General features: G+C 68.0%; 23 protein-coding genes. 16 read left to right on the top strand and 7 right to left on the bottom strand.

From position 1 onward, the window contains the following. The first annotated feature begins 109 nt into the window (after positions 1-109). Genes VH571_RS06885 through VH571_RS06855 form a run of 7 tightly spaced genes read left to right on the top strand, consistent with a single transcriptional unit; the run spans position 110 to position 7300 of the window. The gene (locus VH571_RS06885) at positions 110-1417 is read left to right on the top strand and encodes an MFS transporter (protein ID WP_423264019.1); all 1308 of its coding nucleotides are present in this window, start codon (positions 110-112) and stop codon (positions 1415-1417) included. Further along, positions 1417-3162 (top strand): dihydroxyacetone kinase family protein, encoded by a 1746-nt coding sequence (locus VH571_RS06880; RefSeq protein WP_423263879.1) that lies wholly within the window; start codon positions 1417-1419, stop codon positions 3160-3162. The genes VH571_RS06885 and VH571_RS06880 overlap by 1 nt, the downstream gene beginning before the upstream one ends. Positions 3163-3216: 54 nt before the next feature. Then, positions 3217-3720 (top strand): ribose-5-phosphate isomerase, encoded by a 504-nt coding sequence (locus VH571_RS06875; protein ID WP_423263878.1) that lies wholly within the window; start codon positions 3217-3219, stop codon positions 3718-3720. Beyond that, a complete protein-coding gene (locus VH571_RS06870; protein WP_423263876.1) occupies positions 3717-4502 on the top strand; it encodes a triose-phosphate isomerase family protein in 786 nt (261 codons plus the stop codon). Before VH571_RS06875 ends, VH571_RS06870 begins: the two co-directional genes overlap by 4 nt. Beyond that, on the top strand, positions 4499-5326 hold the full coding sequence (locus tag VH571_RS06865; protein ID WP_423263874.1) for a sugar phosphate isomerase/epimerase family protein: 828 nt from the start codon (positions 4499-4501) through the stop codon (positions 5324-5326). The genes VH571_RS06870 and VH571_RS06865 overlap by 4 nt, the downstream gene beginning before the upstream one ends. Next, entirely contained in the window at positions 5323-6231 is a 909-nt protein-coding gene (locus VH571_RS06860; protein ID WP_423263873.1) for a phosphogluconate dehydrogenase C-terminal domain-containing protein, read from the top strand. Before VH571_RS06865 ends, VH571_RS06860 begins: the two co-directional genes overlap by 4 nt. 55 nt (positions 6232-6286) lie before the next feature. Continuing rightward, positions 6287-7300 (top strand): glycosyl hydrolase family 18 protein, encoded by a 1014-nt coding sequence (locus VH571_RS06855; RefSeq protein ID WP_423263871.1) that lies wholly within the window; start codon positions 6287-6289, stop codon positions 7298-7300. 68 nt (positions 7301-7368) lie between these two features. On the opposite strand, the gene VH571_RS06850 is transcribed toward VH571_RS06855, so the two are convergent. Further along, a complete protein-coding gene (locus VH571_RS06850) occupies positions 7369-8640 on the bottom strand; it encodes an exonuclease domain-containing protein (protein WP_423263870.1) in 1272 nt (423 codons plus the stop codon). Positions 8641-8722: 82 nt separating this feature from the next. Between VH571_RS06850 and VH571_RS06845 the strand changes: the two genes are divergently transcribed. Next, positions 8723-9532 carry a carbon-nitrogen hydrolase family protein gene (locus tag VH571_RS06845; protein ID WP_423263869.1) on the top strand — a complete coding sequence of 270 codons (810 nt, stop codon included), beginning with the start codon at positions 8723-8725 and terminating at the stop codon, positions 9530-9532. A gap of 138 nt (positions 9533-9670) precedes the next feature. Here the strand turns inward: VH571_RS06845 and VH571_RS06840 are convergent, their stop codons facing one another. Continuing rightward, entirely contained in the window at positions 9671-10870 is a 1200-nt protein-coding gene (locus tag VH571_RS06840) for an aminotransferase class I/II-fold pyridoxal phosphate-dependent enzyme (RefSeq protein ID WP_423263868.1), read from the bottom strand. A 168-nt stretch (positions 10871-11038) separates the two neighbouring features. Between VH571_RS06840 and VH571_RS06835 the strand changes: the two genes are divergently transcribed. The 6 genes from VH571_RS06835 to VH571_RS06810 all read left to right on the top strand — a co-directional run bounded on the left by VH571_RS06835 (position 11039) and on the right by VH571_RS06810 (position 17278). Continuing rightward, complete coding sequence (locus VH571_RS06835) at positions 11039-12622, top strand: trypsin-like peptidase domain-containing protein (RefSeq protein WP_423263867.1); 1584 nt, start codon at positions 11039-11041, stop codon at positions 12620-12622. A gap of 91 nt (positions 12623-12713) precedes the next feature. Continuing rightward, positions 12714-13790, top strand: a complete 1077-nt coding sequence (locus VH571_RS06830; RefSeq protein ID WP_123942774.1) for a glycosyltransferase family 2 protein — start codon at positions 12714-12716, stop codon at positions 13788-13790. A 2-nt stretch (positions 13791-13792) separates the two neighbouring features. Further along, positions 13793-14602 carry a CDP-alcohol phosphatidyltransferase family protein gene (locus VH571_RS06825; protein ID WP_055962971.1) on the top strand — a complete coding sequence of 270 codons (810 nt, stop codon included), beginning with the start codon at positions 13793-13795 and terminating at the stop codon, positions 14600-14602. Positions 14603-14628: 26 nt separating this feature from the next. Beyond that, positions 14629-15483, top strand: a complete 855-nt coding sequence (locus tag VH571_RS06820) for a glycosyltransferase family 2 protein (protein ID WP_423263866.1) — start codon at positions 14629-14631, stop codon at positions 15481-15483. A 96-nt stretch (positions 15484-15579) separates the two neighbouring features. Further along, positions 15580-16875: a CDP-glycerol glycerophosphotransferase family protein gene (locus tag VH571_RS06815; RefSeq protein WP_423263865.1), complete on the top strand. Its 1296-nt coding sequence runs from the start codon at positions 15580-15582 to the stop codon at positions 16873-16875. A gap of 88 nt (positions 16876-16963) precedes the next feature. Next, positions 16964-17278, top strand: a complete 315-nt coding sequence (locus tag VH571_RS06810; protein ID WP_123942767.1) for a helix-turn-helix domain-containing protein — start codon at positions 16964-16966, stop codon at positions 17276-17278. A 75-nt stretch (positions 17279-17353) separates the two neighbouring features. Here the strand turns inward: VH571_RS06810 and VH571_RS06805 are convergent, their stop codons facing one another. The 5 genes from VH571_RS06805 to VH571_RS06785 all read right to left on the bottom strand — a co-directional run bounded on the left by VH571_RS06805 (position 17354) and on the right by VH571_RS06785 (position 20877). Then, positions 17354-17587: a hypothetical protein gene (locus tag VH571_RS06805; protein WP_423263864.1), complete on the bottom strand. Its 234-nt coding sequence runs from the start codon at positions 17585-17587 to the stop codon at positions 17354-17356. Positions 17588-17723: 136 nt separating this feature from the next. Next, entirely contained in the window at positions 17724-18569 is an 846-nt protein-coding gene (locus tag VH571_RS06800) for a hypothetical protein (RefSeq protein ID WP_423263863.1), read from the bottom strand. A 10-nt stretch (positions 18570-18579) separates the two neighbouring features. Beyond that, entirely contained in the window at positions 18580-19335 is a 756-nt protein-coding gene (locus VH571_RS06795) for an ABC transporter ATP-binding protein (RefSeq protein ID WP_055962961.1), read from the bottom strand. Then, positions 19335-20147 (bottom strand): ABC transporter permease, encoded by an 813-nt coding sequence (locus VH571_RS06790; protein WP_423263862.1) that lies wholly within the window; start codon positions 20145-20147, stop codon positions 19335-19337. The genes VH571_RS06795 and VH571_RS06790 overlap by 1 nt, the downstream gene beginning before the upstream one ends. A 37-nt stretch (positions 20148-20184) precedes the next feature. Next, the gene (locus VH571_RS06785) at positions 20185-20877 is read right to left on the bottom strand and encodes an NTP transferase domain-containing protein (RefSeq protein ID WP_055962958.1); all 693 of its coding nucleotides are present in this window, start codon (positions 20875-20877) and stop codon (positions 20185-20187) included. Between the two features lie 293 nt (positions 20878-21170). Between VH571_RS06785 and VH571_RS06780 the strand changes: the two genes are divergently transcribed. Next, positions 21171-22676 carry an ABC transporter ATP-binding protein gene (locus tag VH571_RS06780; protein ID WP_423263861.1) on the top strand — a complete coding sequence of 502 codons (1506 nt, stop codon included), beginning with the start codon at positions 21171-21173 and terminating at the stop codon, positions 22674-22676. Then, entirely contained in the window at positions 22652-24217 is a 1566-nt protein-coding gene (locus VH571_RS06775; protein WP_423263860.1) for a hypothetical protein, read from the top strand. Before VH571_RS06780 ends, VH571_RS06775 begins: the two co-directional genes overlap by 25 nt. Positions 24218-24286: the final 69 nt, after the last annotated feature.

Here is a 24286-nt window from a genome sequence, read left to right as displayed (position 1 = left end):
CACCCGCACCACAGGTCGTAGCGCAAACCGCGCCGACACTGCCCCCAACCCGATCGAGAAGTCCGCGATCCGCAAGATCTCGATCCGGCTGGTGCCGTTCGTCGCGTTGATGTTCTTCATCAACTACCTCGACCGCACCGCGATCGGATTCGCAGCTCCGAACGGCATGGAGCAGAGCCTCGGTCTCTCGGCAGCTCAGTTCGGCTTTGCGTCGGGCGTGTTCTTCATCGGCTACATCCTGCTCGAGGTGCCCTCGAACCTGGCTCTCGCCCGCTTCGGCGCTCGTCGCTGGCTAGCCCGCATCATGGTGAGCTGGGGCATTGTCGCGTTCCTCTTCACCTTCGTGCAGGACTTCGCGCAGCTCGCAGGACTCCGCTTTCTTCTCGGAGTCGCCGAAGCCGGGTTCTTCCCCGGGGCGATCCTGTTCCTGAGCCTGTGGGTTCCCGGCAAGCACCGCTCCAAGATCCTCGCGCTGTTCTACCTGGCGCAGCCGCTCACGAGCGTGGTGGGTGCGCCACTTGCCGGGCTCCTCCTTCAGAACGACGGTGCCCTCGGCCTCGAAGGCTGGCGGTTCATGTTCCTCTGCGTCTCGCTCCCGGCCGTGCTGATCGGTGTCATCGCCTGGTTCTACCTGAAAGACAAGCCGTCCGATGCGAAGTGGCTCACCCGTGAGGAGAGCGACTGGCTCGAGACCACGCTCGAGACGGAGAAGATCGGCACGGAGACGAGCGCCACGGGCATCGGCGGCCACGGGGTCGGCCTCGGCCGCGTGTTGAAGAGCGGGCGCGTGTGGATGCTCTCGTTCATCTACTTCGGCTTCATCTACGGCCTCTACGCCCTCGCCTTCTTCCTCCCGACCATCATCGGCACCTTCGAGGAGCAGTTCGGCACCAGCTTCGGCCTGTTCGAGAAGGGCCTCATCACGGCCATCCCGTATCTGCCCGCCGCAGCCGCCCTGTACTTCTGGTCGCGCGATGCGACGAAGCGCGGACTCAAAACCTGGCACATCGCGATCCCCGCGGTCGTCGGCGGCGTCAGCATTCCTGTCGCCCTGTACATGAACTCGCCCGCGGCCACGATCGCCGTCATCACGATCACGGCCATGGCGATCTTCGCCGCCCTGCCTAACTTCTGGACGCTCCCCACGCAGTTCTTGACCGGCACCGCCGCCGCGGCGGGCATCGCGCTCATCAACACGATGGGCAACCTGGCCGGGTTCGCGGCCCCCTACATCACCGGTGCCGTCACCGACGTGACGGGAACGTACCGGGTGCCGATGTTCATCGTCGGATTCTTCCTCCTCGTCTCGGCTCTGTTGATGGTGCTTCTCTCGCGCAAACGCAAGGCGGGGGCCGATACGGGTGCGGCCCCGACGGACGACCGTCCGGCGGCAGCCACGGCGGCGGGTCTCGGCTGATGACGCGCCTCTACAACGAGCCGACCGACTTCGCCGACGAGATGATCGACGGGTTCGTCGCCGCGAACCGTCGCTGGGTGCGCAAGGTGCACGGGGGAGTGGTCCGGGCGACGACCTCCTCGCCGGGGTCGGTGGCCCTCGTGACGGGCGGCGGATCCGGTCATTACCCTGCGTTCGGCGGTCTCGTCGGCCAAGGTCTGGCGTCGGGCGCCGCACTCGGCAACCTTTTCGCCTCTCCGAGCTGGCAGCAGGTCCGCTCGGTCGCCAAGTCGGCCCAGAACGGCGGGGGCGTGCTGCTGAGCTACGGCAACTACGCCGGCGACGTCCTGAACTTCGATAAGGCTCAAGAGAAGCTCCGCGACGAGGGACTCCGCGTCGAGACGGTCACGGTGACCGACGACATCGCCAGCGCCTCCCTCGATGAGAAACGCAAACGCCGGGGCATCGCCGGTGATCTGACGGTCTTCAAGGCCGCCGCCGCCGCGTCTGACGCGGGCTATTCGCTCGATGAGGTCGTCCGCATCGCCCGCAAGGCGAACGAGCGCACCCGCTCCCTCGGCGTCGCCTTCACCGGTTGTTCGCTGCCGGGCTCCGACGAGCCGTTGTTCACCGTGCCCGAGGGTCGCATGGCCGTCGGTCTGGGCATTCATGGCGAACCCGGCATCTCAGAGCAGGACGTCCCCAGCGCGTCCGGTCTCGCCCAGCTCTTCGTCGACGCGCTCCTCGCCGAGCTCCCCGAGGGCGTCGCCGACGCCCGCGGCCAGCGCGTCGCCGTGATCCTCAACGGTCTCGGCTCGATCAAGTACGAGGAGCTCTTCGTCGTCTATGGAGCCGTGGACGCCCTGCTCACCGAAGCGGGCATCGAGATCGTCGAGCCCGAGGTGGGGGAGCTCGTGACGAGCTTCGACATGGCGGGCGCCTCGTTGACGCTGTTCTGGCTCGACGACGAACTCGAGGCGTTCTGGAGGGCCCCCGCGGACGCCCCCGGCTACAAGAAGGGGTCGGTCGACCTGGCTGCCCTCGACGCCGACTTCCACGATGAAGAGGTCTCGACCCTGGTGATCCCCGAGGCGTCCGAAGAGAGCCGCCGTTCGGCCGCACTCGTGCTCTCCGCTCTCGAAGCGGTGAAGGTCACGGTCGACGAGCACGCTGACGAGCTCGGCCGGATCGACGCGGTAGCCGGCGACGGCGACCACGGCATCGGCATGCAGCGCGGGGTCACGGCAGCGGTGGCCGCGGCTCGAGAGGCCGTCGAAAGGGGCGCAGGATCCGAGACGGCCCTCATACGGGCCGGCGACGCCTGGTCCGACCGCGCCGGCGGAACCTCCGGTGCGCTCTGGGGTTCGGCGCTGACCGCGCTCGGTACCGCGCTCACCGACGTCGCACCGGCGTCCGGTGAGCGGGTGGCCGCCGGGGTCGCAAAGGCGACCACCGAGATCCTCGACTTCGGCGCCGTTGTCGGCGACAAGACGATGGTCGACGTGCTCGTCCCGTTCAGCGCGGTGCTGACCAAACGCGTGGAGGCCGGGGAGCGGCTCGTCGATGCCTGGCACGGCGCGGCCGATGTCGCGTCCGCCGCAGCTCGGCAGACCGCGGATCTGCTGCCGAAGATGGGCCGTGCTCGGCCCCACGCGGCGAAGAGCCTCGGAACACCGGATGCCGGTGCCGTGTCGCTCGGTCTCATCGTGCAGACCGTTGCCGGTGTCTTGGCCGATGCGTCGGCGCGCACGACACCTGCCCGCTGACCCGGGCCCCACCCACTCGCACCATCTGAAGCAGCACCTACGAAGGAGAACACCATGACCGAGCCACTGCGCATCGTCGTCGGATCCGACGACGCCGGATTCGACTACAAGGAGATCCTCAAACAGGACCTCGCGGGCAACGATCTCGTAGCGTCGGTGACCGATGTGGGAGTCGATGCCTCGGCTCACACCCCCTACCCGTCGGTCGCGATCGCGGCAGCCGAGATGATCGCCCGCGGAGAGGCCGACCGCGCCCTTCTCGTCTGCGGTACCGGCCTCGGCGTCGCCATCTCGGCGAACAAGGTGGCCGGTATCCGTGCCGTCACCGCGCACGACTCCTTCTCCGTGGAACGCGGAGTCCTGTCCAACAATGCCCAGGTGCTCACGTTCGGCCAGCGAGTCGTCGGCATCGAGCTGGCCCGTCGCCTGGCTCGCGAATGGCTGACCTATACGTTCGACGAGACCAGTGCGTCGGCCGACAAGGTCGACGTCATCACCGCCTACGAGCACTCCCACTCCGACGCGTCGACGCCGGCGGCGGTGGGCTCGAACGCATGACCCTCTCGACGACCGCTCCCTACACGGTGGGGGTGAGCCTCAAGATGTACTTCGGGCACGCCCGCACCGTGGAGTGGGCGACTGCGATCGGCGCTCTCGCCCGCAGGCACCCGGCGATCGAGCTGGGCCTCGTCGAACTGTTCATCGTGCCGACCTTCCCCTCGCTCGTACCCGTGCGCGAGGCACTGGCGGGCGCTCCCGTGCGTCTCGGCGCGCAGGATCTCGCTTGGGCCGACGAGGGCGCCTTCACGGGCGAGGTCTCCGGTGTCGAGCTGGCCGAGATCGGCTGCACCCTGGCCGAGGTCGGCCACGCCGAGCGGCGCTCGCTGTTCCACGAAGACGACGAGGTCATCGCGCGGAAGACCGCGGCCGCTCTCCGCAACGGGCTGACACCCCTTCTCTGCGTCGGCGAGGAAGCGGAGTCGTCGCCAGCCCTCGCAGCCCTCGAGGTGACGGAGCAGATCAAGGCCGCCCTGGCCGCTTCCGGTTCCGGCCCTGTCGTCGTCGCCTACGAGCCGCAGTGGGCCATCGGGGCGCCCGCGCCGGCATCGCCCGACTACATCGCCGCGGTGGTCGCCGAGCTGGAGTCGTTCGTCCTGACGCTCGACGGCCGCGAAGGCAGCCGGGTCATCTACGGTGGCAGCGCCGGTCCGGGACTCCTCACCGATCTCGGCGGCACCGTCAAGGGCCTGTTCCTCGGCCGCTTCGCACATGACCCCGGGGCCGTAGCCACCATCCTCGACGAGGTGCTCGTGCTGTGCGGCGCCGAGGTGCAGGCATGACCGCCGCCTCGCCGACGACCAGGGGTCTCATCGGTCTCAGCACCTACGCCTACTTCTGGCGGTTCAGCGACCGGGTCGCCCGGCCGATGTCTCTCGATGACATGCTTCGCGATGCTTCCGAGCTCGGCGCGGAAGTCTTCCAGATCTGCGACTACGCGCCCCTCGACGACTACTCCGACGAGCGCCTCGCCGGCGTGCGGTCTCTCGCCGAGAGCCATGGCCTGACGCTGGAGGTGGGGACGCGCGGCACGGATCCTGCGCACCTGTTCCGCTACCTCGAGATCGCCGTCGCCCTTGGTGCGACGCTCGTGCGGAGCATGTGGAGCCAAGGATCCGACAATCCGTCTGCCAGCGAGAACGTCACCCGTCTCAAAACCGTGCTCCCTCGCTACGAGGAGGCCGGCGTCACTCTGGCGCTCGAGACGTATGAGCAGGTGTCGTCGATCGACCTCGTCGCGCTTGTCGAGGTGATCGGGAGCCCCAACCTCGGCATCTGCCTGGATCCCGCTAACACCGTTGCGAACCTCGAGCTGCCCGGCGATGTGACCGGACGCTGCCTGCCTCACGTCGTGAACTGGCACGTCAAAGACTTCGACTTCAGCCGCGAGGCCGGCTGGGTCGGATTCTCGCTACTGGGTGCGCCCCTCGGTACCGGACGCCTCGACTACGACGGAATGCGCCGGGCGATCGATCCCGCTCGCCGTGGGATCAGCCAGATCATCGAGCACTGGCTGCCCTGGCAGGGCGACGGCGAGACCACCACCCGCGTCGAAGCGGAGTGGACGAAGAACAACCTGAACTACCTCAAGGAGAAGAACTCATGACCGACATCCTCACGACCCCGGCAGTGACCTACGCGGACGGCCAGGGCTCGGCCGACATCACCGTCGCCGTCATCGGCGCCGGCGGCAAGATGGGCCAGCGCGTCTCGAACAACCTCGCCAAGAGCAGCTACACGACCCTGTATGCGGAGGCCTCGCCGGCCGGCGTCGCCCACATCGAGTCGCTCGGCCGCACCGTTACCGCAACCGACGAGGCCGTCAAGGGCGCCGACGTCGTGATCCTCGCGGTCCCCGACGTCGTGCTCGGGAAGGTCTCCGAGAGCGTCGTTCCCGCGATGAAGTCGGGGGCGATCATCCTCACGCTCGACCCCGCCGCCGCCTACGCAGGGCTGCTGGCCGCGCGTGACGACATCCACTACGCCGTGGCGCACCCCTGCCACCCCAGCGTGTTCCTCGAGCGCACGACCAAAGAGGAGTGGGCCGACACCTTTGGTGGCGTGGCCGCTCCGCAGGAGGTCATTGCGGCTCTCGAGGGCGTCGACGAGTCGTCCCCGGTGCGCGAGCTCGCCACCCAGGTCATCTCGACGATCTACGCTCCCGTCATCGCCGTGCACTACGTCACGGTCAAGCAGCTCGCTGTGCTCGAGCCGACCCTCGTCGAGACCATCGCGTGCATGGTCGGGGCTTTCCTCAAAGAGGCCCTCGAGGAGACCGTCGACGGCGTCGGAGTTCCCTACGAGGCCGCTCGTGCGATGCTCTACGGCCACACCTGGATCGCCCTCACGAACGGTCTGCGGGGCTCCAACCCGTTCTCGGACGCCTGCCACATCGCCATGGACTACGGCCGCGAGTCGATTGTCAAAGACGACTGGAAGAAGATCTTCGACGACAGCGAGCTCGACTCGGTCATCGCGCGCATGCTGAAGATCGACGCCGTCCGTCGCTAGCCTCGAACCCCCGAGACCCACCGTCTCGGGGGTTCTCGCTGGTTAGGCTCAGCGGGTGAACGTCTCTCGAAACTCCCGGTTGTTCGTGTTGATGGCTGTGACCGCCGTTTTCGGCCTGGTGGTCTCCGGATGCACCGCGACACCGGCCAGCGCGGCCCCGACGATGCAGGTCGTCGGCTATGCCGAGGCCGGTTCGACGCCGACCAGCAGGCTCGATGCATCCAAGACCGCTCTCACGACGGTCGGGGTCGACGGCATCAACGTCGAGCGCGGGGGAGCGAGCCTCAGCGCCGTCTCGCCGGAGGCGCTCGCGCTCCTGAAGGCAGCCCACGCGCGGCATGAGAAAGCGGAGCTGCTCGTCGGCAACTTCGACGCGGATCTCGGCGATTTCTCCCCGGCCATCGGTGACGCGCTCCTCGGCTCGCCGACGAATATCGACTCTGTCGTGGCGCTGCTGGCCGCCGAAGTGCAGAAGCACGGCTGGGACGGCGTCACCATTGACCTCGAAAGCCTGTCGTCGAAGTACCCGACGGGGTTGACGAGTCTCGTCTCCAAACTGAATTCGGTTCTGGGGGCGGGCAAGAGCGTCTCGATCTGCCTGATGGCGACGACGGGTCGCTACGCCGATCTCGGCTACGACGTGCGCGGCCTGGGGCGTGCGGCCGACCACGTCGTCCTCATGGCCTATGACCAGCACGGTCCGACCTGGACGAAAGCCGGCCCGGTGGGCGGCCTTCCCTGGCTGAAGAAGACGATGGCGCCGCTTGTGCGCACGGTTCCCGCGGCGAGGATCCAGCTCGGCATCGCCGGGTACGGCTACACCTGGCCCGCAAAGGGCGACGGCACGCAGATGTCGGATGGCGCGGCGCGCGCACTGGTCAAGCGGGCGAAGGCGAAGGCCGTCTGGAGCACGACCCAGCTCGAGTGGCACGCAACCCTGTCGAACGGCACGGTGGTGTGGTGGTCCGATGCGAAGTCGTACCGTGCTCGTCTCGCCTACGCGAAGCAGCTGCGCATCGGGGGTGTGGCCGTGTGGTCGCTCGGCCTGAGCGATCCGCTGACTCGCTGACTGGCAGAGCCGCTGGCTACCTCAGCCGTTGAGACGAGCCCGGTCGCGGCTGCTCACCGCGACGTGCGCTACCCGGCAGCGAGCACACGCCGAAGATCCGCCTCAGCCGCAACCGGCACCCCGTAATCGCGTGCCTTCCGGGCCTTGCCCGACAGGGACGTTGGATCGGCGGCGACGAGCAGCGTTGTCCTTTTGGTTACCGCTGGCCATGCGACGACGCCAACCATCGCAAGAAGTCGCTCGATCTCGGCCCGGGGCAGCCACATGTCTCCGGTCAGTACCACGACGTCACCGGGATTGAGGGTGACCGAGTCGGTCCGAATGAGGGTCGCGCCGGCGAAGGATCCGGCCACCGGCGGCACGAGTGCGGCCTCCTGCATCTCTGCGGGGATGTCGAGCATGCGGCCGACTGCGTCAAGCTCGCTCCGTTCTTCGGCCGTGAGGATGCCGTCCATCCACACCGCATCGACAAGCGCCCGAAAGTAGTCCTCATGGAGAGAACGGCGACGCGCGGGCATGATCGCGAGCATGGCTGCGAGCTCCCGCAGCTCATCGGCTTCGTCGAGCGACAGGTAGCCGTCCGAGAGGGCCCGGTCGAGCATGGCCGCGTATTCCGATTCGCTGTCGGTTGTCTCTAGCGCCGGCAGGTGGGTCGCGGCGTCGGCGAGAGCGGTGGATTTCTGCGGTGCAACGTGGTTCGCGGTCGCCTCGACGTCAGCGACAGGAAGGCGGGGCCGAGGAGTCCACGAGGATCCCGGCCACGTAGTCAGAGGCCAGCGCAGTGTCGCTGCCCGGTCGCCCCATGCCGCCCACTCCCGCGTGTCCTCCTGCCCGACTCTCAGGTACTGACCGAGCAGTTGCGCCGTCGCCCTTGCATCCGCCAGCGCCTCGTGCGCGTCGGTCAGATCGATGTCGAACGCGGCACAGCAGTCGGCCAACTTCCGGCCCGACCCCGGCAGATATCGCGACGCCAGCTTCATCGTGCAGAGGGCACGATCGGTGTCGAGTGGCGACTCGAGGCCGACTCGGTCGAGTTCGGCGCGGAGGAAGTCGACCTCGAAGCGCGCGTTGTGAGCGACGACGAGTCGGCCCGCGAGCCGGTCGAGGAGCTCGCCGGCCACGTCGCGAAAGGACGGAGCGTCCGCCACGTCACTGCCACGGAGTCGATGGATATGGGTCGGGCCGAGGTCGCGACCCGGGTTGACGACGGTCTCGTATTCGCCCTCGATCTCGCCACTCGGCGAGACCTGAACGATGCCGACTTCGATGACACGATCGTGCCGGGCCGGCCAAAGGCCGGTCGTCTCGAAGTCGATCACTGCATAGCCGTGGTGCGCCAAGTGTTCCCCCAAACCCGAACGGATGCCTTCCGATAGTCATCGTGTCAGAAAGCGCCTCGCCGAGCGCGGCTAGGGTGGCGACATGACCGACACCATGCTCGCCGCAGTGGCCCAGTTCGCTCCGACGGCCGACTTCGAAGCCAACCTGCGGGTCATCGACGAGCTGGCAGCGAAGGCCGCGGCGCGCGGGGCGAGCGTGGCGGTGTTTCCGGAGTACTCCTCGTTCTTCGAGGCGCAGCTCGGGGTGAACTTCGTCGGGGGCGCTCAGCCGATCGACGGACCGTTTGTGCGCGGGCTGGGCTCCATCGCGTCGAAGCACGGCCTGTACGTGGTGGCGGGATTGGTCGAGACGCGGCCATCGGATCCTCGTCGCTTTGCCAACACGCTCGTGGCGGTCGACCCGAGGGGCGGAGTAGTCGCGACGTATTCGAAGCTGCACCTCTACGACGCGTTCGGATCGAAGGAGTCGGAGTGGGTCGTCGCCGGCGATATCGAGGCCCCGCAGACGTTCGAGATCGAGGGCTTCCGGGTGGGGCTCCAGACCTGTTACGACGTGCGCTTTCCCGAGGTGACTCGCACTCTGGTCGACGCCGGCACCGAGGTCGTCCTGCTGCCCGCCGAGTGGGTGCGGGGGCCGCTGAAAGAGCATCACTGGCGCACACTCGTCACGGCGCGGGCCATCGAGAACACCATCTACATCGCCGCAGCCGACCACGTGCCGCCGATCGGTGTGGGCAACAGCATGATCGTCGACCCGTTCGGCGTCGAGATCGCGACCCTCGGCGACGAGACCGGCATCGCGGTCGCCGAGATCTCGCGCGAGCGGCTCGAGCACGTTCGGCAGGTCAACCCGGCGCTGGCGCTGCGTCGCTTTCGGGTGACTCCGGCCTGACGGCGGGTACACGGGGGCCATTCTGCGAGCGATCCGGAGCAGACACCCCCGCACGGCAGTAACGGGTGGGAATGCAGCGGCGGATCGCTCTCAAATTAGCGGCGTGCCGCGAGCGGCGACCGGCGAGCGGCCAGCGGACTAAGCGCCGAGACGCGACAGCCGCCCGACGGCCTCCTCGAGCACCTCGAACCTCTTGCAGAACGCGAACCGCACCAGCGACGAGTACTCCTCGGCGAGATCGGCGTGGCAGAACGCCGAGATCGGCACGCCGACCACCCCGGCCAGCGACGGGAGACGGCGGCAGAGGTCGACAGCATCGTCGAAACCGAGCCCCGCGGCGTCGGCGACCACGAAGTACGAGCCGCGCGGCGTCGAGGTCGGCAGGCCGGCCGCCTCGAGCCCCGTCCGGAGCAGATCGCGTTTGCGCTGCAGTGTGGCGGCGATTCCGCTGAAGTAGGTGTCGGGCAGGCCGAGGCCGACGGCGATGGCGGGCTGGAACGGGGCCCCGTTCACGAATGTCAAAAACTGCTTGACCGCAAGGATCCGGGTCACGATCTCGGCCGGGGCCGTGAGCCACCCGATCTTCCAGCCGGTGGTGGAGAACGTCTTCCCGCCGCTCGAGATCGTGACGGTGCGTTCGGCCGCTCCGGGCAGGGTCGCGATCGGGCGGTGTTCGGCGCCGTCGAACAGCAGGTGCTCGTAGACCTCGTCGGAGACGAGGAGGGCATCGTGCTGGTGGGCCAGCTCGACGAGCAGACGCTTGGTCGTCTCGCTGAGGACGCTGCCGGTCGGGTTGTGCGGGTCGTTGAGCAGGATGATCCGGGTGCGGTCCGTAATGGTTCGACGCAGTTCGTCTTCGTCGACCTCGAAGTCGCGGCCGCGAAGGGCGACAGTGCGGTGGTCGCCACCGGCGAGCCCGATGACGGCGCCATACGAGTCGTAGAAGGGTTCGAGGGTCACGACCTCGTCGCCCGGCTCGACGAAAGCGAGGAGCGTCGCCGCCAGGGCCTCGGTCGCACCGGCGGTCACGAGTACCTCGGTGACGGGGTCGACATCGAGGCCGTAGAAGCGCTTCTGGTGCGAGGCGACGGCCTCGAGGAGCACTGGCATGCCACGCCCGGGCGGGTACTGGTTCACGCCGTCGGTGATGGCTCGGCGGGCCGCCTCGAGAACCTCCTCGGGCCCGTCTTCGTCGGGGAAGCCCTGACCGAGGTTGATCGCGCCGGTCGCCGCGGCGAGGGCGGACATCTCGGCGAAGATCGTGGGCGCGAGGTGCCCGTGACTGTCGAGGAGCATGGCGCCGCGAGCGGCGCGTTCCCAGGGGGCCGGTGTCGTCATGGCATCCTCGTCAGGTCTCGGAGCGGAAGCGCTCGTGGCCGGGGTCGGCGTTCTCGGCTGACCCTTACAGAGCCAGCCTATGATGTGAAATCAGTTCGCTCGCGGTGTGTCGGAGGTCCAGGAGGATCGCCGGCAGGGCCGTCGAGACACGAAAGGATCCCTCCGCGCATGAGTCAGTTCCCCGGCAGCGACAGCTCTTCCGAGAACGACCGTTCATCCGAGAACGCCGGCCCTTCCGACAACCCGGGTTCGTCTGAGACGAACCCGACGGAGCCCCTCGCCGACACGACCTCACCCGTCGTCCCCGAGCAGCGCTCGCCGTGGCAGGCCCCGGTCGGCGCACCGGCTCTCCCCGGTGAGACCCCCTCTTCTCTGGCCGACACACGTCCCGCACCCGCGCCGACCTCCGGTGTGCACCAGGCGCCGCCGTCGCTGTCGCACGCCCCGTACGCGGGAGCTCACTCCTCGGCCTTCGGCACGCTCCGAGAGAACGGCGCGCCCGAGCCGGCCGCCGAAGCAGGTTCCGACGATGTCTGGCAGCGCCCCGCCTCCTCTCGGCGCAAGCGAAGCGGCCTGGGCGGCTTCGTCGCGGTCGCCGCGGTGGCCGCCGTCATCGGCGCTCTCGTTGCCACCGGGGGCTATGCCCTTCTCGGTCGTGGTGCGACTGCGGCCACCGGCGGAACGAGCGATACCCTCTCGATCGGCCACTACAAAGACGCGTCGCTGATCACCGCGGTGGCGGCGAAGGCGACCCCGTCGGTCGTCACCATCGGCGTGACGTCGGGCTCTTCGGGTGGCACGGGTTCGGGCGTCATCCTCACGAGCGACGGCTACATCGTCACGAACACCCACGTGGTGACCCTCGACGGAGCGAGCTCGACCGGAACCGTGTCGGTGACGACCTCGGGTGGCCGGGTGTACTCCGCCAAGGTGATCGGTACGGATCCTCTCGTCGATCTGGCGGTCATCAAGATCGACGCGACCGGCCTCACTCCCATCACGTTCGCCGACTCGTCCAAACTCAATGTCGGCGACACGACCGTGGCGATCGGCGCCCCCCTCGGGCTCTCGAACACCGTCACCGACGGCATCGTGTCGACCCTCAACCGCAGCATCACGGTCGCCTCGTCGGCCGTCCCCGACACGGGCGGCGACACCTCGGGCGGCTCGCAAGACAACAACGGCCAGGGCCCGTTCAGCTTCGACAACGGCCAGGGCAGTTCCGGTTCGACGACATCGACCATCGCACTCCCCGTGATCCAGACCGACGCGAGCATCAACCCGGGCAACTCGGGCGGTGCCCTGCTCGACACCGACGGCAAGCTCATCGGCATCAACGTGGCTATCGCCAGCGCCGGCGGATCGTCGTCGTCGAGCAGTGCCGCTGGCAGCATCGGGGTCGGGTTCTCGATCCCGTCGAAGCTCGTCGAGCGCGTGGCGAACGACATCAAAGACACCGGATCGGCGACGCACGGCCTTCTCGGGGCTTCCGTCGACGACGCGACGAGCGACACGTCGGCGACGCAGACCGGTGCCCTCATCAAGACCCTGACCTCGGGTGGCGCCGCTCAGAAGGCGGGCCTCCGTGCCGGCGACGTCGTCACGAAGTTCGACGGCATTCAGGTGACCAGCGGCACCGATCTCTCGGCCCAGGTGCGCGTTCTCGCGGGCGGTTCAACGGCCTCGCTGACGTACATCCGCGATGGCAGCACCAAGTCGCTGACGGTGACCCTCGGCACGCTCAAGGGATGACGCCCGGCAACCGGACGGAGACGCCCTGGTAAGCTCGTCCGGATTTCCCCGGACGGCGCCCGGCCGACCGTCAAACCCATGCCAGGACGACATGAGCACCCACGATCGTGACGATGCCCTCGGCGGCGACTCGGTCGACAGTCGCACCGTCGGCGTCTCATATGTGATGCCCGTCTTGAACGAGGTGCACGAGATCGAGTCGGCGGTGGCGTCGCTCATCGCCCAGGATCACGAGGGCCCCTTCGAGGTGCTCCTCGCCCTCGGGCCGAGCGTCGACGGCACGAACGAGGTCGTCGCGCGACTGGCTCAGGCCGACCCGAGGATCCGATCGGTCCCGAATCCGATCGGCTCGACTCCCGCGGGCCTGAACGTCGCGATCCTCGCCTCGAGGTTCCCCGTGACCGTCCGCGTCGATGCGCACTCCGTGCTCCCCACCGACTACACGCGGCTGGCCGTCGAGACCCTTCTCCGCAGCGGGGCCGACAACGTGGGCGGCATCATGCACGCGGAGGGGCGCACCCCCTTCGAGAAGGCCGTTGCGCGCGCCTACGGTAGCCGCGTCGGTCTCGGTGGCACTCCGCATCACGTGGGAGGCAAGGAGGGCCCGGCCGAGACGGCCTACCTGGGTGTCTTCCGACGCAGTCGCCTGATCGAGGTCGGCCTGTTCGACGAAGACATCAAGCGCGGTCAAGACTGGGAGCTGAATCGGCGCCTCCGCGCGTCGGGCGGCACCGTGTGGTTCACCCCCGCCCTGACCGTGACGTATCGGCCCCGGCCGAGTCTCGGCAAGCTCGTCCGCCAGTTCGTCGCCACGGGTATTTGGCGCGGTGAGCTCGTGCGCCGATTCAAGCTCGCCAACTCGCTCCGCTACCTCGTACCGCCCGCGATGGTGCTCGGGGTGGGTGTCGGTGCACTGGTCGGCATCGTCGGCATCATCGGCGCCGTCCTCGGATCCTGGGCGGGGTGGTTGCTCGTCGGCTTCGCCGTTCCGGCCGTCTATCTCGTGTTCGTCGTCGTGGCCACTCTGACGGCCGCCCGCGAGGAAGACGCACGGACGAGACTGTGGTTTCTCGTAGTGTTGCCCTGCATCCATTTCGGTTGGGGGCTCGGCTTTGTCGCCGGGTTCCTCTCGCTGACCAAGAACATCACCGCCCACGTCGGAAGGTAAGAATGTCGCCTTCGCCCGGATCGAGACCCTCGTCGATCGCCGAGCTCAAGCGCGTCGCGCAACCACCGGAGGTGCGGAGCCGGGCCAATGCCGAGCACTGGACCGCCTCGCTCTACCTGCGTGACATCTCGCCGTACCTGACCTGGGTGCTGCTGCGCACGAGCATCTCGGCCAACGGTGTCACCGGGCTGATGATTCTCGCCGGGTGGGCGACCGCCTTCTCGCTGCTGATTCCCGGTATTGCCGGGCCGTTGCTCGCTCTCGTACTCGGGCAGGTGCAGATGCTGATCGACTGCTGCGATGGAGAGGTGGCCCGCTGGCGCGGCACGTCGTCGCCGGCCGGGGTGTTCCTCGACAAGGTCGGGCACTACACGACCGAGGCGCTCATTCCGGTCATGCTGGGGTTCCGGGCGGCGGGATTCCCGTTCCAGGCCCCGGCCGACTTCCTCTGGACCACCCTCGGGTTGACGTTGGCGCTGATCATCGTCTTGAACAAGGCGTTGAACGACATGGTGCACGTCGCCCGGGCGAACGCCGGTCTCGACAAGCTCGAAGACAAGCGCGGGGGAGTGACCGTGCCGAGCGGTCGCCTTCTGGCGCGGCTGCGGCGAGCTGCCCGCTTCGTGCCGTTCCATCGGCTGTATCACTCGGTCGAGCTCACGATGATCATCTTCGTGGTGTCGATCGTCGGCATCTTCGTCGGTCAGATGCACGCCGACCGTCTTCTCCTCCAGATCCTCACGCCGCTGTCGCTGCTCGCCCTCGTCGGGCACTTCGTGGCCATCATGTCGTCGAAGCGGGTGCGATCCTGAGCGTTTCGCCGCCTGTCCGGCCGACGGTGGGCGTCGTCAGCCTGACCCAGGGGCGTCGACCGGACGACCTGCGGGCCGGGCTCCAGTCGGTCCTGCGGCAGATCGACGTCGAGCTCGACATCGTCTGCGTGGGCAACGGGGCTGATCCCGGCACGCTTCCGGGCGGCGTCCGATCGCTCGTGCTCCCTGAGAACGTCGGAATCTCAGCCGGGCGCAACCGGGGGGCGGAGGCTGTCTCGGGTGACTACGTGTTCTTTCTCGACGACGACGCCGCCCTCGCCTCCGACACCTTCCTGGCCGACGCGATCGCCCTCGTCGAGACAGCGGGTGACATCGGCCTGCTTCAGCCGCGCGTGACCGACCCGCGCGGTGTCGGAGACCCGCGCCGATGGATCCCTCGTCTGAAGAAGGGGCCGGCCACCGACTCGAGTGACGTCTTCTCGGTGTGGGAGGGCGCGACCCTCCTACGTCGGAGCGCGTTCGACGCGTGCGGCGGCTGGGGAGAGCCCTACTTCTACGCCCACGAGGGCATCGAGCTGGCCTGGCGGGTCTGGGCGCAGGGCCTGCGCGTCTGGTACGCGGGCGACCTAGTGGCTCACCATCCCGCCATCGACCCGGCGCGTCACAGCCAGTACTACCGGCTCAACGCCCGCAATCGCGTGTGGTTGGCCAAGCGCAATCTGCCGTGGCCTCTCGTGCCGGTCTACGTCGGATCTTGGACTCTGGTGACCCTGGTGCGGTGGGGTCGTCGACCCGACCGCATGCGCCCCTGGCTCGCTGGATTCCGAGAGGGGTGGTCTTCGGCTCCCGGGGGGCGCCGGTCGATGGGCTGGCGGACGGTCATCCGGATGACCCGCGCCGGGCGCGCTCCGATTCTCTAAGGCGGGTTCTGCAATGCTGAGAGAGAGCGGAATCGGTCGGGCCACCAGACCCGTCGCCGGTGCCGCCACCGCCGTCAACCACTTCGAAGGAGCCTGATGCCGATCGTTCGAGATCTCGGTCTCGCCCTCGGGCTGGTCAAACGCTCGGTGCGCGCCCGTCGCACGCGCAAGCAGCTGGCGAAACGCGACCTGACCCTGGCAGCGCCTCGGCCGGGTGTCGTGCGCGTCGCGGTCTATTTCGCCGACGGGCCGGTGAATCTCTATCAAATTCGGCAGTGGTACGCGCCTTTGGCGCATCTCAACAAGACGACCCCGGTTGCGATCGTCGTGCGAAGCCCCGCGACGATGCTGGCGCTGCTGGACGAGTCGCCGGTTCCGGTGGCCTATGCGCGCCAGGTCGCCGACCTGGAGGCCTTCGTCGAATCGCAGCCGATCGCGATGACCCTGTACGTCAACCAGAACTCTCGCAACTTCCAGATGATGCGATACGGGCGCATGTGGCACGTCTTCGTCAATCATGGCGAGAGCGACAAGATGTACATGACGACGAACCAGTTCAAGACGTACGACTACGCGTTCGTCGCAGGCAAGGCGGCATTGCAGCGGCTCGGCGCGAAGCTCTGGGACTACGACCTCGACCGTCGGGCCATTCTGATCGGGCGCCCCCAGGCGGACCACTTCGCTGGCGCACTGCCCTATACGCCCGACGGCCGCATCGTCGTCCTCTACGCTCCGACCTGGGAGGGCGACCGCCCCGCCGCCGCGTACGGGTCGATCGCGTCGCACTCGGCGCTCGTGCCGGCGCTGCTGGCGACCGGCCGGCACCGGGTCGTCTATCGGCCGCATCCGCGCAGCGGGGTGCGCGACCCCGACTATCGCGCGGCTCACGAGGGCATCAAGCGTCTGATCGAGGAGGCGAACCGCAAGGATCCCACTGCTGGTCACCTTTTCGACGACGGACCCGACCTCGGCTGGCAGCTCGCTGCGGCCGATGTCGCGATCACCGACATCTCGGCGATGGTCTACGACCGGCTGGCCACAGGTCGACCGTTGCTTATTGCACGACCGGTCTCACCCGAGGCCGAGGTCGACGAGGGGGGTTACCTCGGGTCGGCCGAGTGGGTGACGGCCGATCAGGCTAGCGACATCGTTCGATTGGTCGACCGGGTGCTTCTCGACTCCGACGCGCGGGAGCGCCTCGACTTCTGGGCCGAACACCACTTCGGCGACACGACTCCGGGGGTGGCGACCCGCCGATTCGAGTCGGCCGTCGCGCTTCTCGAGAGCCGGTGGCACGAGTTCGCGGCACAGAGCCCGCGCCCGGAGGCGTCACCGTCGGGTGACGCTTCTGAGGCGGGGCCAGATGACGGCGACGACTCTCACCGCGACTAGTCACGAATAAGGCATATACAAATGAGGCATAAAGAGTGCCTCTTTATATAGTCTGGACATGCTGACGTGGGTGCCGTATTCGTAGGGTATGCCTGCTCCCAGTTCTGAAGCGTCACGCCTCGTCGGCGAACGGATCAAGGCGGAACGACTACGGCTGGCCCTCAGCCAAGACGAGGTCGCTCACCTGGCGGGCATGAACGTCTCGAACTACGGCAAGATCGAGCGCGGCATCGGCAACCCCGTGCTGCACACGCTCGTGCGCATCTCGGCAGTTCTCGACATCGACCCGGCACAGCTCGTCGCCGGACTCACCGCAGATCACCTCCCGGCGCTTCTGGAGGCGTTCAGCGCCGCCGACTATGTCGCCGAGCAGCGCCGTCGAGCCGGGCGCCAGCCCAACTGACGGAGCGACCCGGCGGCGACGCCACCGGCCTCAGAAGCTAATGCGCCAGAGGTACTCCTCGCCATCGGGGCGGAATCAGCGCACGACGACGATCGAGTCGGTGCTCTCCACCCCGATGAGGGTGAGTCGGGCGCTTCTGCCCGGCTCGAGGGTCAGTGGTTCGAGCGGGACCAGGTGGCCCGACCCGAGCAGGGTCGCTCGGAGGTTGATGACCCTCTCGTCACTCATATTGACGAGGCGGATGACGTGCGGAGCATCGTCGCGGTCGATCCAGAACGGGACGGGGTAGGCAGGGGCGTGGCTTCTCATGGGACGACCCTAAAAGGGGCCTACGACGAATGGCCCGGCACCCCTGTGGAGGGCGCAATTGCTGGGGATAACCCCGAGGGGCGGGGGTCTGTGGAGGCGCAGACGACCCCGTGTGCCGGGGAACTGCAGACGGCGGTCAGGATCCTAATTCGACCGGAAACGACGCGGGCGGCGGCCCGAAGGCGGTACGGGAGCTCGTGACGACCCGGCGACCGAGCGTGTGATTGCCCACGCCACCGATCACGGCACCGATGCCGAACGGAATCGCGCGCCCGATGATCGACGTCGACTGCGAGCGGAGGAAGCGCTTAGTGAACTCTTTGCGCACGAGCCCGGAGAGACCGGAGAGCGACGCCTTCGGAAGACGCTCGGCGACGAGGTCGCCCCAGAACGCCGATCGCGCGGGGCCCGAGCCGATGGCCTCGCCCGCGAGCTGCTTGACCAGGTCTGCGCCCGGCCCGCCGAGCATCATCGCCATGACGATGGTGCGAGCACGTTCGGGGTCGGTCACGGCGACACCGTGCACCTCGGTCACCGACTGGGCATAGAGGGCGCTGGCCTCGAGGAAGTAGGCCGTCTCGGCCCCGGAGAGGGCGAGGGAGAGCGGAATGCCGATGCCGGGGATGACGGCGCTCGCTCCCACCGCGGCCCCACCCGTCGTCACGGCGGCGAGGTATTCGCGCTCGAGAGTGCGGAGGATCTGCGCCGGGGTGTGATTCGGGTGACGGCGTCGAAGCTGGCGCACGTGACTGACGACGACCGGGTGCTGAACCGTCAGGACCCGGTTCAGAGTGCGCTGCCATTTGGGGCTGTCGGTATCGCGCGTCAACTCACGACCGACCTCGCGCAGTTCTTGACCCTGGATCGGAACGGCCCAGGTCTCGTCGACCGCCGAAGAACGGGAATCGGCCTGATCGACCTTCTCGAGAGAGGCTCGGTCGAGTTCGGCCTTCTCGAGGGCTGCTTTCTTGGATCGTCGCATCCTCGTGACATTACGCCTTGGTCTTGGGAGCCAGATCGGCGTTGTACCTCGCCAGCGCCTCGGTGATCGGGCCGTCGAACACCAGCGCCCCCTTGTTGAGATAGAGACCGCGGGTGCAGAAGCGCCGGAGGTCTTTCTCGTTGTGCGAGACGAAGAACAGCGTGCGACCCGCGCTGAGCATCTCTTCGATGCGGCGGTAGCACTTCTCCCGGAACGCTCGGTCGCCGACCGCGAGCACCTCGTCGACCAGAATGATGGGCTCTTCGAGGCGCGAGATCACCGAGAAGGCGATTCGCACCTTCATGCCGCTCGACAGGTGCTTGTAGGGCGTGTCGACGAAATCGGCGATCTCGGCGAAGTCGATGATCTCATCGAAGGCTTCGTCGATCTCGGCCCGTCGCATACCGTGGAGGCCCGCGGTCAGGTAGACGTTGTCGCGCACGCTGAGGTCGCCCACGAAGCCGCCGGTGATCTCGATGAGCGGCGCGACGCCCTTCTCGACCGACACGCGTCCCTCATCGGGCAGAACGACCTCGGCCACGAGTTTCAGCAGGGTCGACTTGCCCTGGCCGTTTCGGCCGACGACCCCGATCGACTCGCCGGGCTGTACCTCGAACGAGACGTCGCGGAGGGCCCAGAACTCGCCCGGTCTGGTGCGACGGCTGCTGTCGGCGAAGAGGTCTTTGAACGACCGACGGGCGCGACGATTGCGGCGGTACCGGATGCCGGCGCCCGAGACCCGGATGACGGGATGGTTCTCGCCCATCAGATCTCCTTCAAGACGGCGCGCTCCGAGGCGCGGAAGACGAGGATCCCGACGAACAGAATCACCACCGACATGAGGGCGGCGACGACGACCTCCAGCGGTCGGAGCTGATCGGGGAAGAATGCCGATCGGTAGAGCCCGAAGATGCCGCTGAGGGGGTTGAACGCCGCGACCACGTGAAAGGACTCGGGGAGGTTCTTCGTGCCGTAGATGATGGGCGACGCGTAGAAGAGGAAGCGCAGGATGAGCTTGACGGCGCGCTCGAGGTCGCGGAAGAAGACGACGAGCGGCGCGATGATGAGGCCGAGGCCAGTGACGAGGATGGCCTGCAGGATGATCGCCAGCGGGAAGAACACCACCTCCCAGTGCAGCGGGGCCCGGGTGATCAGAGCGAAGATCGCTAGCACGGGGAGGCTGAACAGGAATTCGATGCCTTTGGAGGCCACGATCCGGTTGACCCAGATGGTGCGGGGGATCTTCGTCGACCGGACCAGCTTCGCGTCGGAGGTGAACGCCTTCGTGGCATCCGACACCCCACCGGTGAACCACTGCCAGGCGAGGAGGCCGCTGAGCAGGAAGACGATGTACGGCTCTTCGCCGACGTCGCGCTTGAAGACGACCGTGAAGACGAAGAAGTAAATCGCGCTCATCAGCAGCGGGTCGAGGATCGACCACAGGTAGCCGAGCGCACTCGTCGAGTAACGGACCTTGAGATCGCGCGACGTCAGCAGCCAGAGCACCTGCCGGTAGCGCGCGAGACCGGTCGCTCGGGGCGGGGCGATCGTGCTCGAAGAGGGAGGGAAAGTCGTCACGGGAGTCCTATGTCGTCAGGACACCCCGCCGAACGCGTCAGACGAACAGGTTGGCGCGCTCGAGGTCTTCCGCGAAGTCGACCTCGACGGCGTAGAGGTCGGAGATGTCCACCGGTACGAAGCGTAGGGCATTCTGTTCGATGCCCAGCTCGATGCCGCGCTCGAAATAGTCTTGGCTGTCGACGCGACCGAGCTGGCGAATCAGGTCGGCCTTGTCGGCCTTCGAGACGAAGTTGATACCGACGGCCTCCCCGAGACCGTGCTTGACCTGCTTGGAGAGCTCGTCGATGAAGCCCTCGGCGTCGGTGGTGTATTTGACCTCTTCGTCGGAGACGCTCGAGGTGTTGACCGAGACGAACGACTGGTCGGACGAGATGTACGGCACGGCGCGGGTGAGGGCTGCGGGGTCGAAGACGACGTCGCCGTTCATCCAGAGCACACTCGACGACCCGGTCGCCTTGAGGGCGCGAAGCAGGCTCTTCGAGGTGTTGGTCTGGTCGTACTGCTCGTTGTAGACGAAGCTCGCGGTCGGGAAGGCCTCGACGATGTGCTCGTACTTGTACCCGACGACGACGGTGATCTTCACGTCGGCACCGAAGGCGCTGCGGATGTTTTCCATCTGCTGCTGCATGATGGTGCGGCCGTCGGCCAGCTCGGTGAGGCACTTCGGAAGGGAGCGGCCGAGGCGCGTGCCCATACCTGCTGCCAAAATAACGATCTGCGTGCTCATGCGTGTCTCCTCTGGTTCGAACCCGGCCGGGCGCTTCGCCCGGGGCGAGAGCAGCCCGTGCGTTACCGACTGTTCGTCGTCGTCACACCTGGGGTTTGTCGTCTGCGGCACAGCGATGTGCAATCTGAGAGTACCGGCAAAGCGTGATAGGGGGACGGATTGTCAGGTGTTTGTCGCCTATTCGTGACGTCGGCGACTCGCCTCGGGGAGGCGGGGACCGGGATCCTCGACCGGTTGCTACGGTTGAGCGTCCGGGAAGAAGGACGACGACCACTCGTGCATTGGGGGACACCGTGAGCAACACGGAAGGCGCAGACGGCGGGGTCGCACACGGGCAGGGCGACCAGATCGAGACCGGCGGGGCACCCGCCGACAAGGCGGTTCCGGTGACGCGCACACCGGCTGCGAAGCGGACCCCGGCGACCCCGGGCGCTCGCAAGCCCACGCCGAAACGGACGCCCGCGACCGCCCGCCCGGCGGCTGCCGCGAAGACGACTGGTGCGAAGACCACTGCCTCGAAGCCGGCGGGGGCGTCGCGCACGACGGCCGCCTCCAAGACGGCCGCAGCCAAGGCGACCGCGGCGAAAGAAGCGGCGGCGAAGGTGAAGGCCGAGGCGGCCAAGGCTGCAGCCGACGAGAGCGAAGCCGTCGCCGATTCCGACTCGTTCGCCGACGAGGCCGAGCCGGTCGTCCGTGTGACGCCGGCCCGCGCACCGCGCGCATCCGCCGCGACGCGAAGGCGCACGTCGCCCTCGCCCTCGCCGTCGCCGTCGGCGGAAGCGCCTGTCGTGATCGCGTCCTTAGAGCCGGAGGTACCCGCAGAGCCGGAGGCACCCGCAGAACTCCAGGTCGAGCCGGAGCCGGACGAAGCTCCCGAGGCGGAGCCCGCTCCCGAAGCCGAGCCCGCTCGAGACGCCGAGCCCGAGGCGGACGCGACCGTTGCCCCGATCGCCGAAGACGATCCCGAGACGGAGGTCGACGAGACCCCGCTGCCCGAGTCGGATCCTTCAGCCGATGCCGCTCGCGAGAGCGCGCCCGTCGTGCTCTCGATCAAGGGCCTGGTGAAGCGCTACGGCGCGACGACGGCCGTCGAGAACATCGACCTCGACGTGCACGCGGGCTCGTTCTACGGAATCGTCGGGCCGAACGGCGCAGGCAAGACCACCACCCTGTCGATAGCGACCGGGCTGCTCCGCCCCGACGAAGGAACCGTGACGATCCTCGGCGACGACGTCTGGAGCGCCAAGGAGTCATCGAAGGCCAAGAGATCGCTCGGCGTGCTGCCCGACCGGCTGCGGCTGTTCGATCGGCTCACGGGGGCGCAATTCCTCTACTACGCCGGCACGCTCCGGGGCCTCGACGGTGCCACCGCTCGCAAGCGGACCGCCGACCTCGCCGAGGCATTCGGCCTGCAGGACGCCCTCGGACGCCTCGTCATGGACTACTCGGTCGGCATGACGAAGAAGGTCGCACTCGCGGCCGCGATCATCCACTCGCCCCGACTGCTGATCCTGGACGAGCCGTTCGAGTCCGTCGACCCCGTTTCGGCCGCGACCGTGACCGAGATCCTCCAGCGCTACGTGCGCGGCGGCGGCACCGTGCTGCTGTCGAGCCACAGCATGGATCTCGTCGAACGCATCTGCGACAGCGTCGCCGTGATCGTCGACGGGCACGTCCTGGCCCAGGGAACGGTCCACGACGTGCGGGCGGGTCGCTCGCTGCAGGAGCGGTTCGTCGAATTGGCCGGCGGGGGAGCAGCGACGGAGGGGATGGAATGGTTGCACAGCTTCTCCGACTGAGGCTGCTCTCGATCGCGAACCTCGTGCGCTTCGGCCTGCGTCCGGCCTTCGCCACGGTCGTGCGAGTTGTCATCGTGCTCGCGGCCTCGATCGCGGTCGCGACGCTGACTAGCCGTCTTCGTTTCGACCCTCTGCCCGAGGTCCAGGCGCTCGTCGTCGGAGGGGGCGCCCTTCTGCTGGTGGCGTTCCTCGTCGCACCGTTCGCCTCGTCACGCCCACCGTGGGGAGACCCGCGTCGCCTGTACGGCTACCCGATCGGCACCGACGCCGCGGCCGGCGGTCTCGCTCTCGCCGGGGCCATCGGGTTGCCGACGCTGTCGCTGCTGATCCTCGGCGCCGGCTACGTCCGGTCGTTCGGCGAAGGGTCGGGCATCGCCGCTCTGGCCGTCGTGTCCGCCGTTCTCGCGGGGCTCACGGCACTCCTCCTCGCGCTGGTCGCCTCGACGATCAACACGATGATCACCGGGCGCCGTGCTCGCGACCTCCTCGCGGTCGGAGGCGTGGTCGTCGCCCTCGTGCTGGTGCCTCTCGTGATCGACCTCATCCGCGTCGTGCTTCCGGGCGGATACCGAGGATCCGGCACCGTCGCGTCTCTCCTCGCCGCGACGCCCTTCGGTGCCGCGGTTGCCCTCCCCGGCCACGCCGCCACCGGCAGCACCGGTCGCGTGGTCGCCGACGTCGTCGTTGCCCTGCTCACGCTCGCCGTGCTGTGGTGGGTCTGGCGGATGCTGGTGGAGCGCGCCCTGCACCGCCCGCCGGCGCCCACTCTCGAGGCCGAGCGAGTGAGCCTCGGCTGGTTCGATTTCACTCGGGGAACACCCGGCGGTGCCATCGCCGCGCGCAGCCTGACGTACTGGGTGCGCGACGCCCGATACCGCTGGTCGCTCGTGATCCTCCCGTTCCTCCCGGTGCTCATCGTGCCTCTCGGAATCGCGGGCATCGACTGGCGTCTGCTCGCTCTCATCCCCGTGCCGGTCATGTGCCTGCTGCTCGGCTTCCTGCCCCACAACGACGTGGCCTACGACAACACGGCCCTCTGGATGCACATCTCGGCGAATACGCGCGGGCTCCCCGATCGCCTCGGACGGCTGACCCCCGCCCTCGTCATCGGCATCCCTCTGGCCCTTGTTGGCTCGCTGGTAGCCGTGGCCCTGCGGGGCGACTACACCGCCTACGGCCCTGAGCTGGGCATCTGCGTCTCATTGCTCTTCTGCGGCCTCGGCCTGTCGAGCATCCTGTCGGCGGCCTTGCCCTACGCGGCCGTCCGCCCCGGTGACGATCCGTTCCAGCAACCCCAGTCGACGAGCTCGGCGGCCGGCTGGTCGCAATCGCTGCTCGTCGGCGGGGCTGTCCTCCTCAGCGTGCCGACCGGTGTGATGGCGATCGTCGCAACGCTCGACGGGCGCAGCGACCTGGCGTCGGCCGCTCTCGGGACGGGCCTCGGCACCGGAGTCGTCGTGCTGGTGGCGGGAGTCGCCATCGGGTCGTGGGTGTTCTCACGCCGAGCCCCCGAGCTGCTGGCGTTCGCGCTGCGGAGCTGACCCGCGCCGGGTGCCGGGGCGCAGGATCCTTCGGGTCGCCCTTCAGAGGACGCGGCGGGCGGCGTACGA

This window comes from Frondihabitans sp. 4ASC-45, from assembly GCF_049472575.1.
In the GTDB taxonomy this organism is placed as follows: domain Bacteria; phylum Actinomycetota; class Actinomycetes; order Actinomycetales; family Microbacteriaceae; genus Frondihabitans.
The sequence above is the reverse complement of the archived record's forward strand: the minus strand, read 5'-3'. Positions and strand labels throughout refer to the sequence as shown.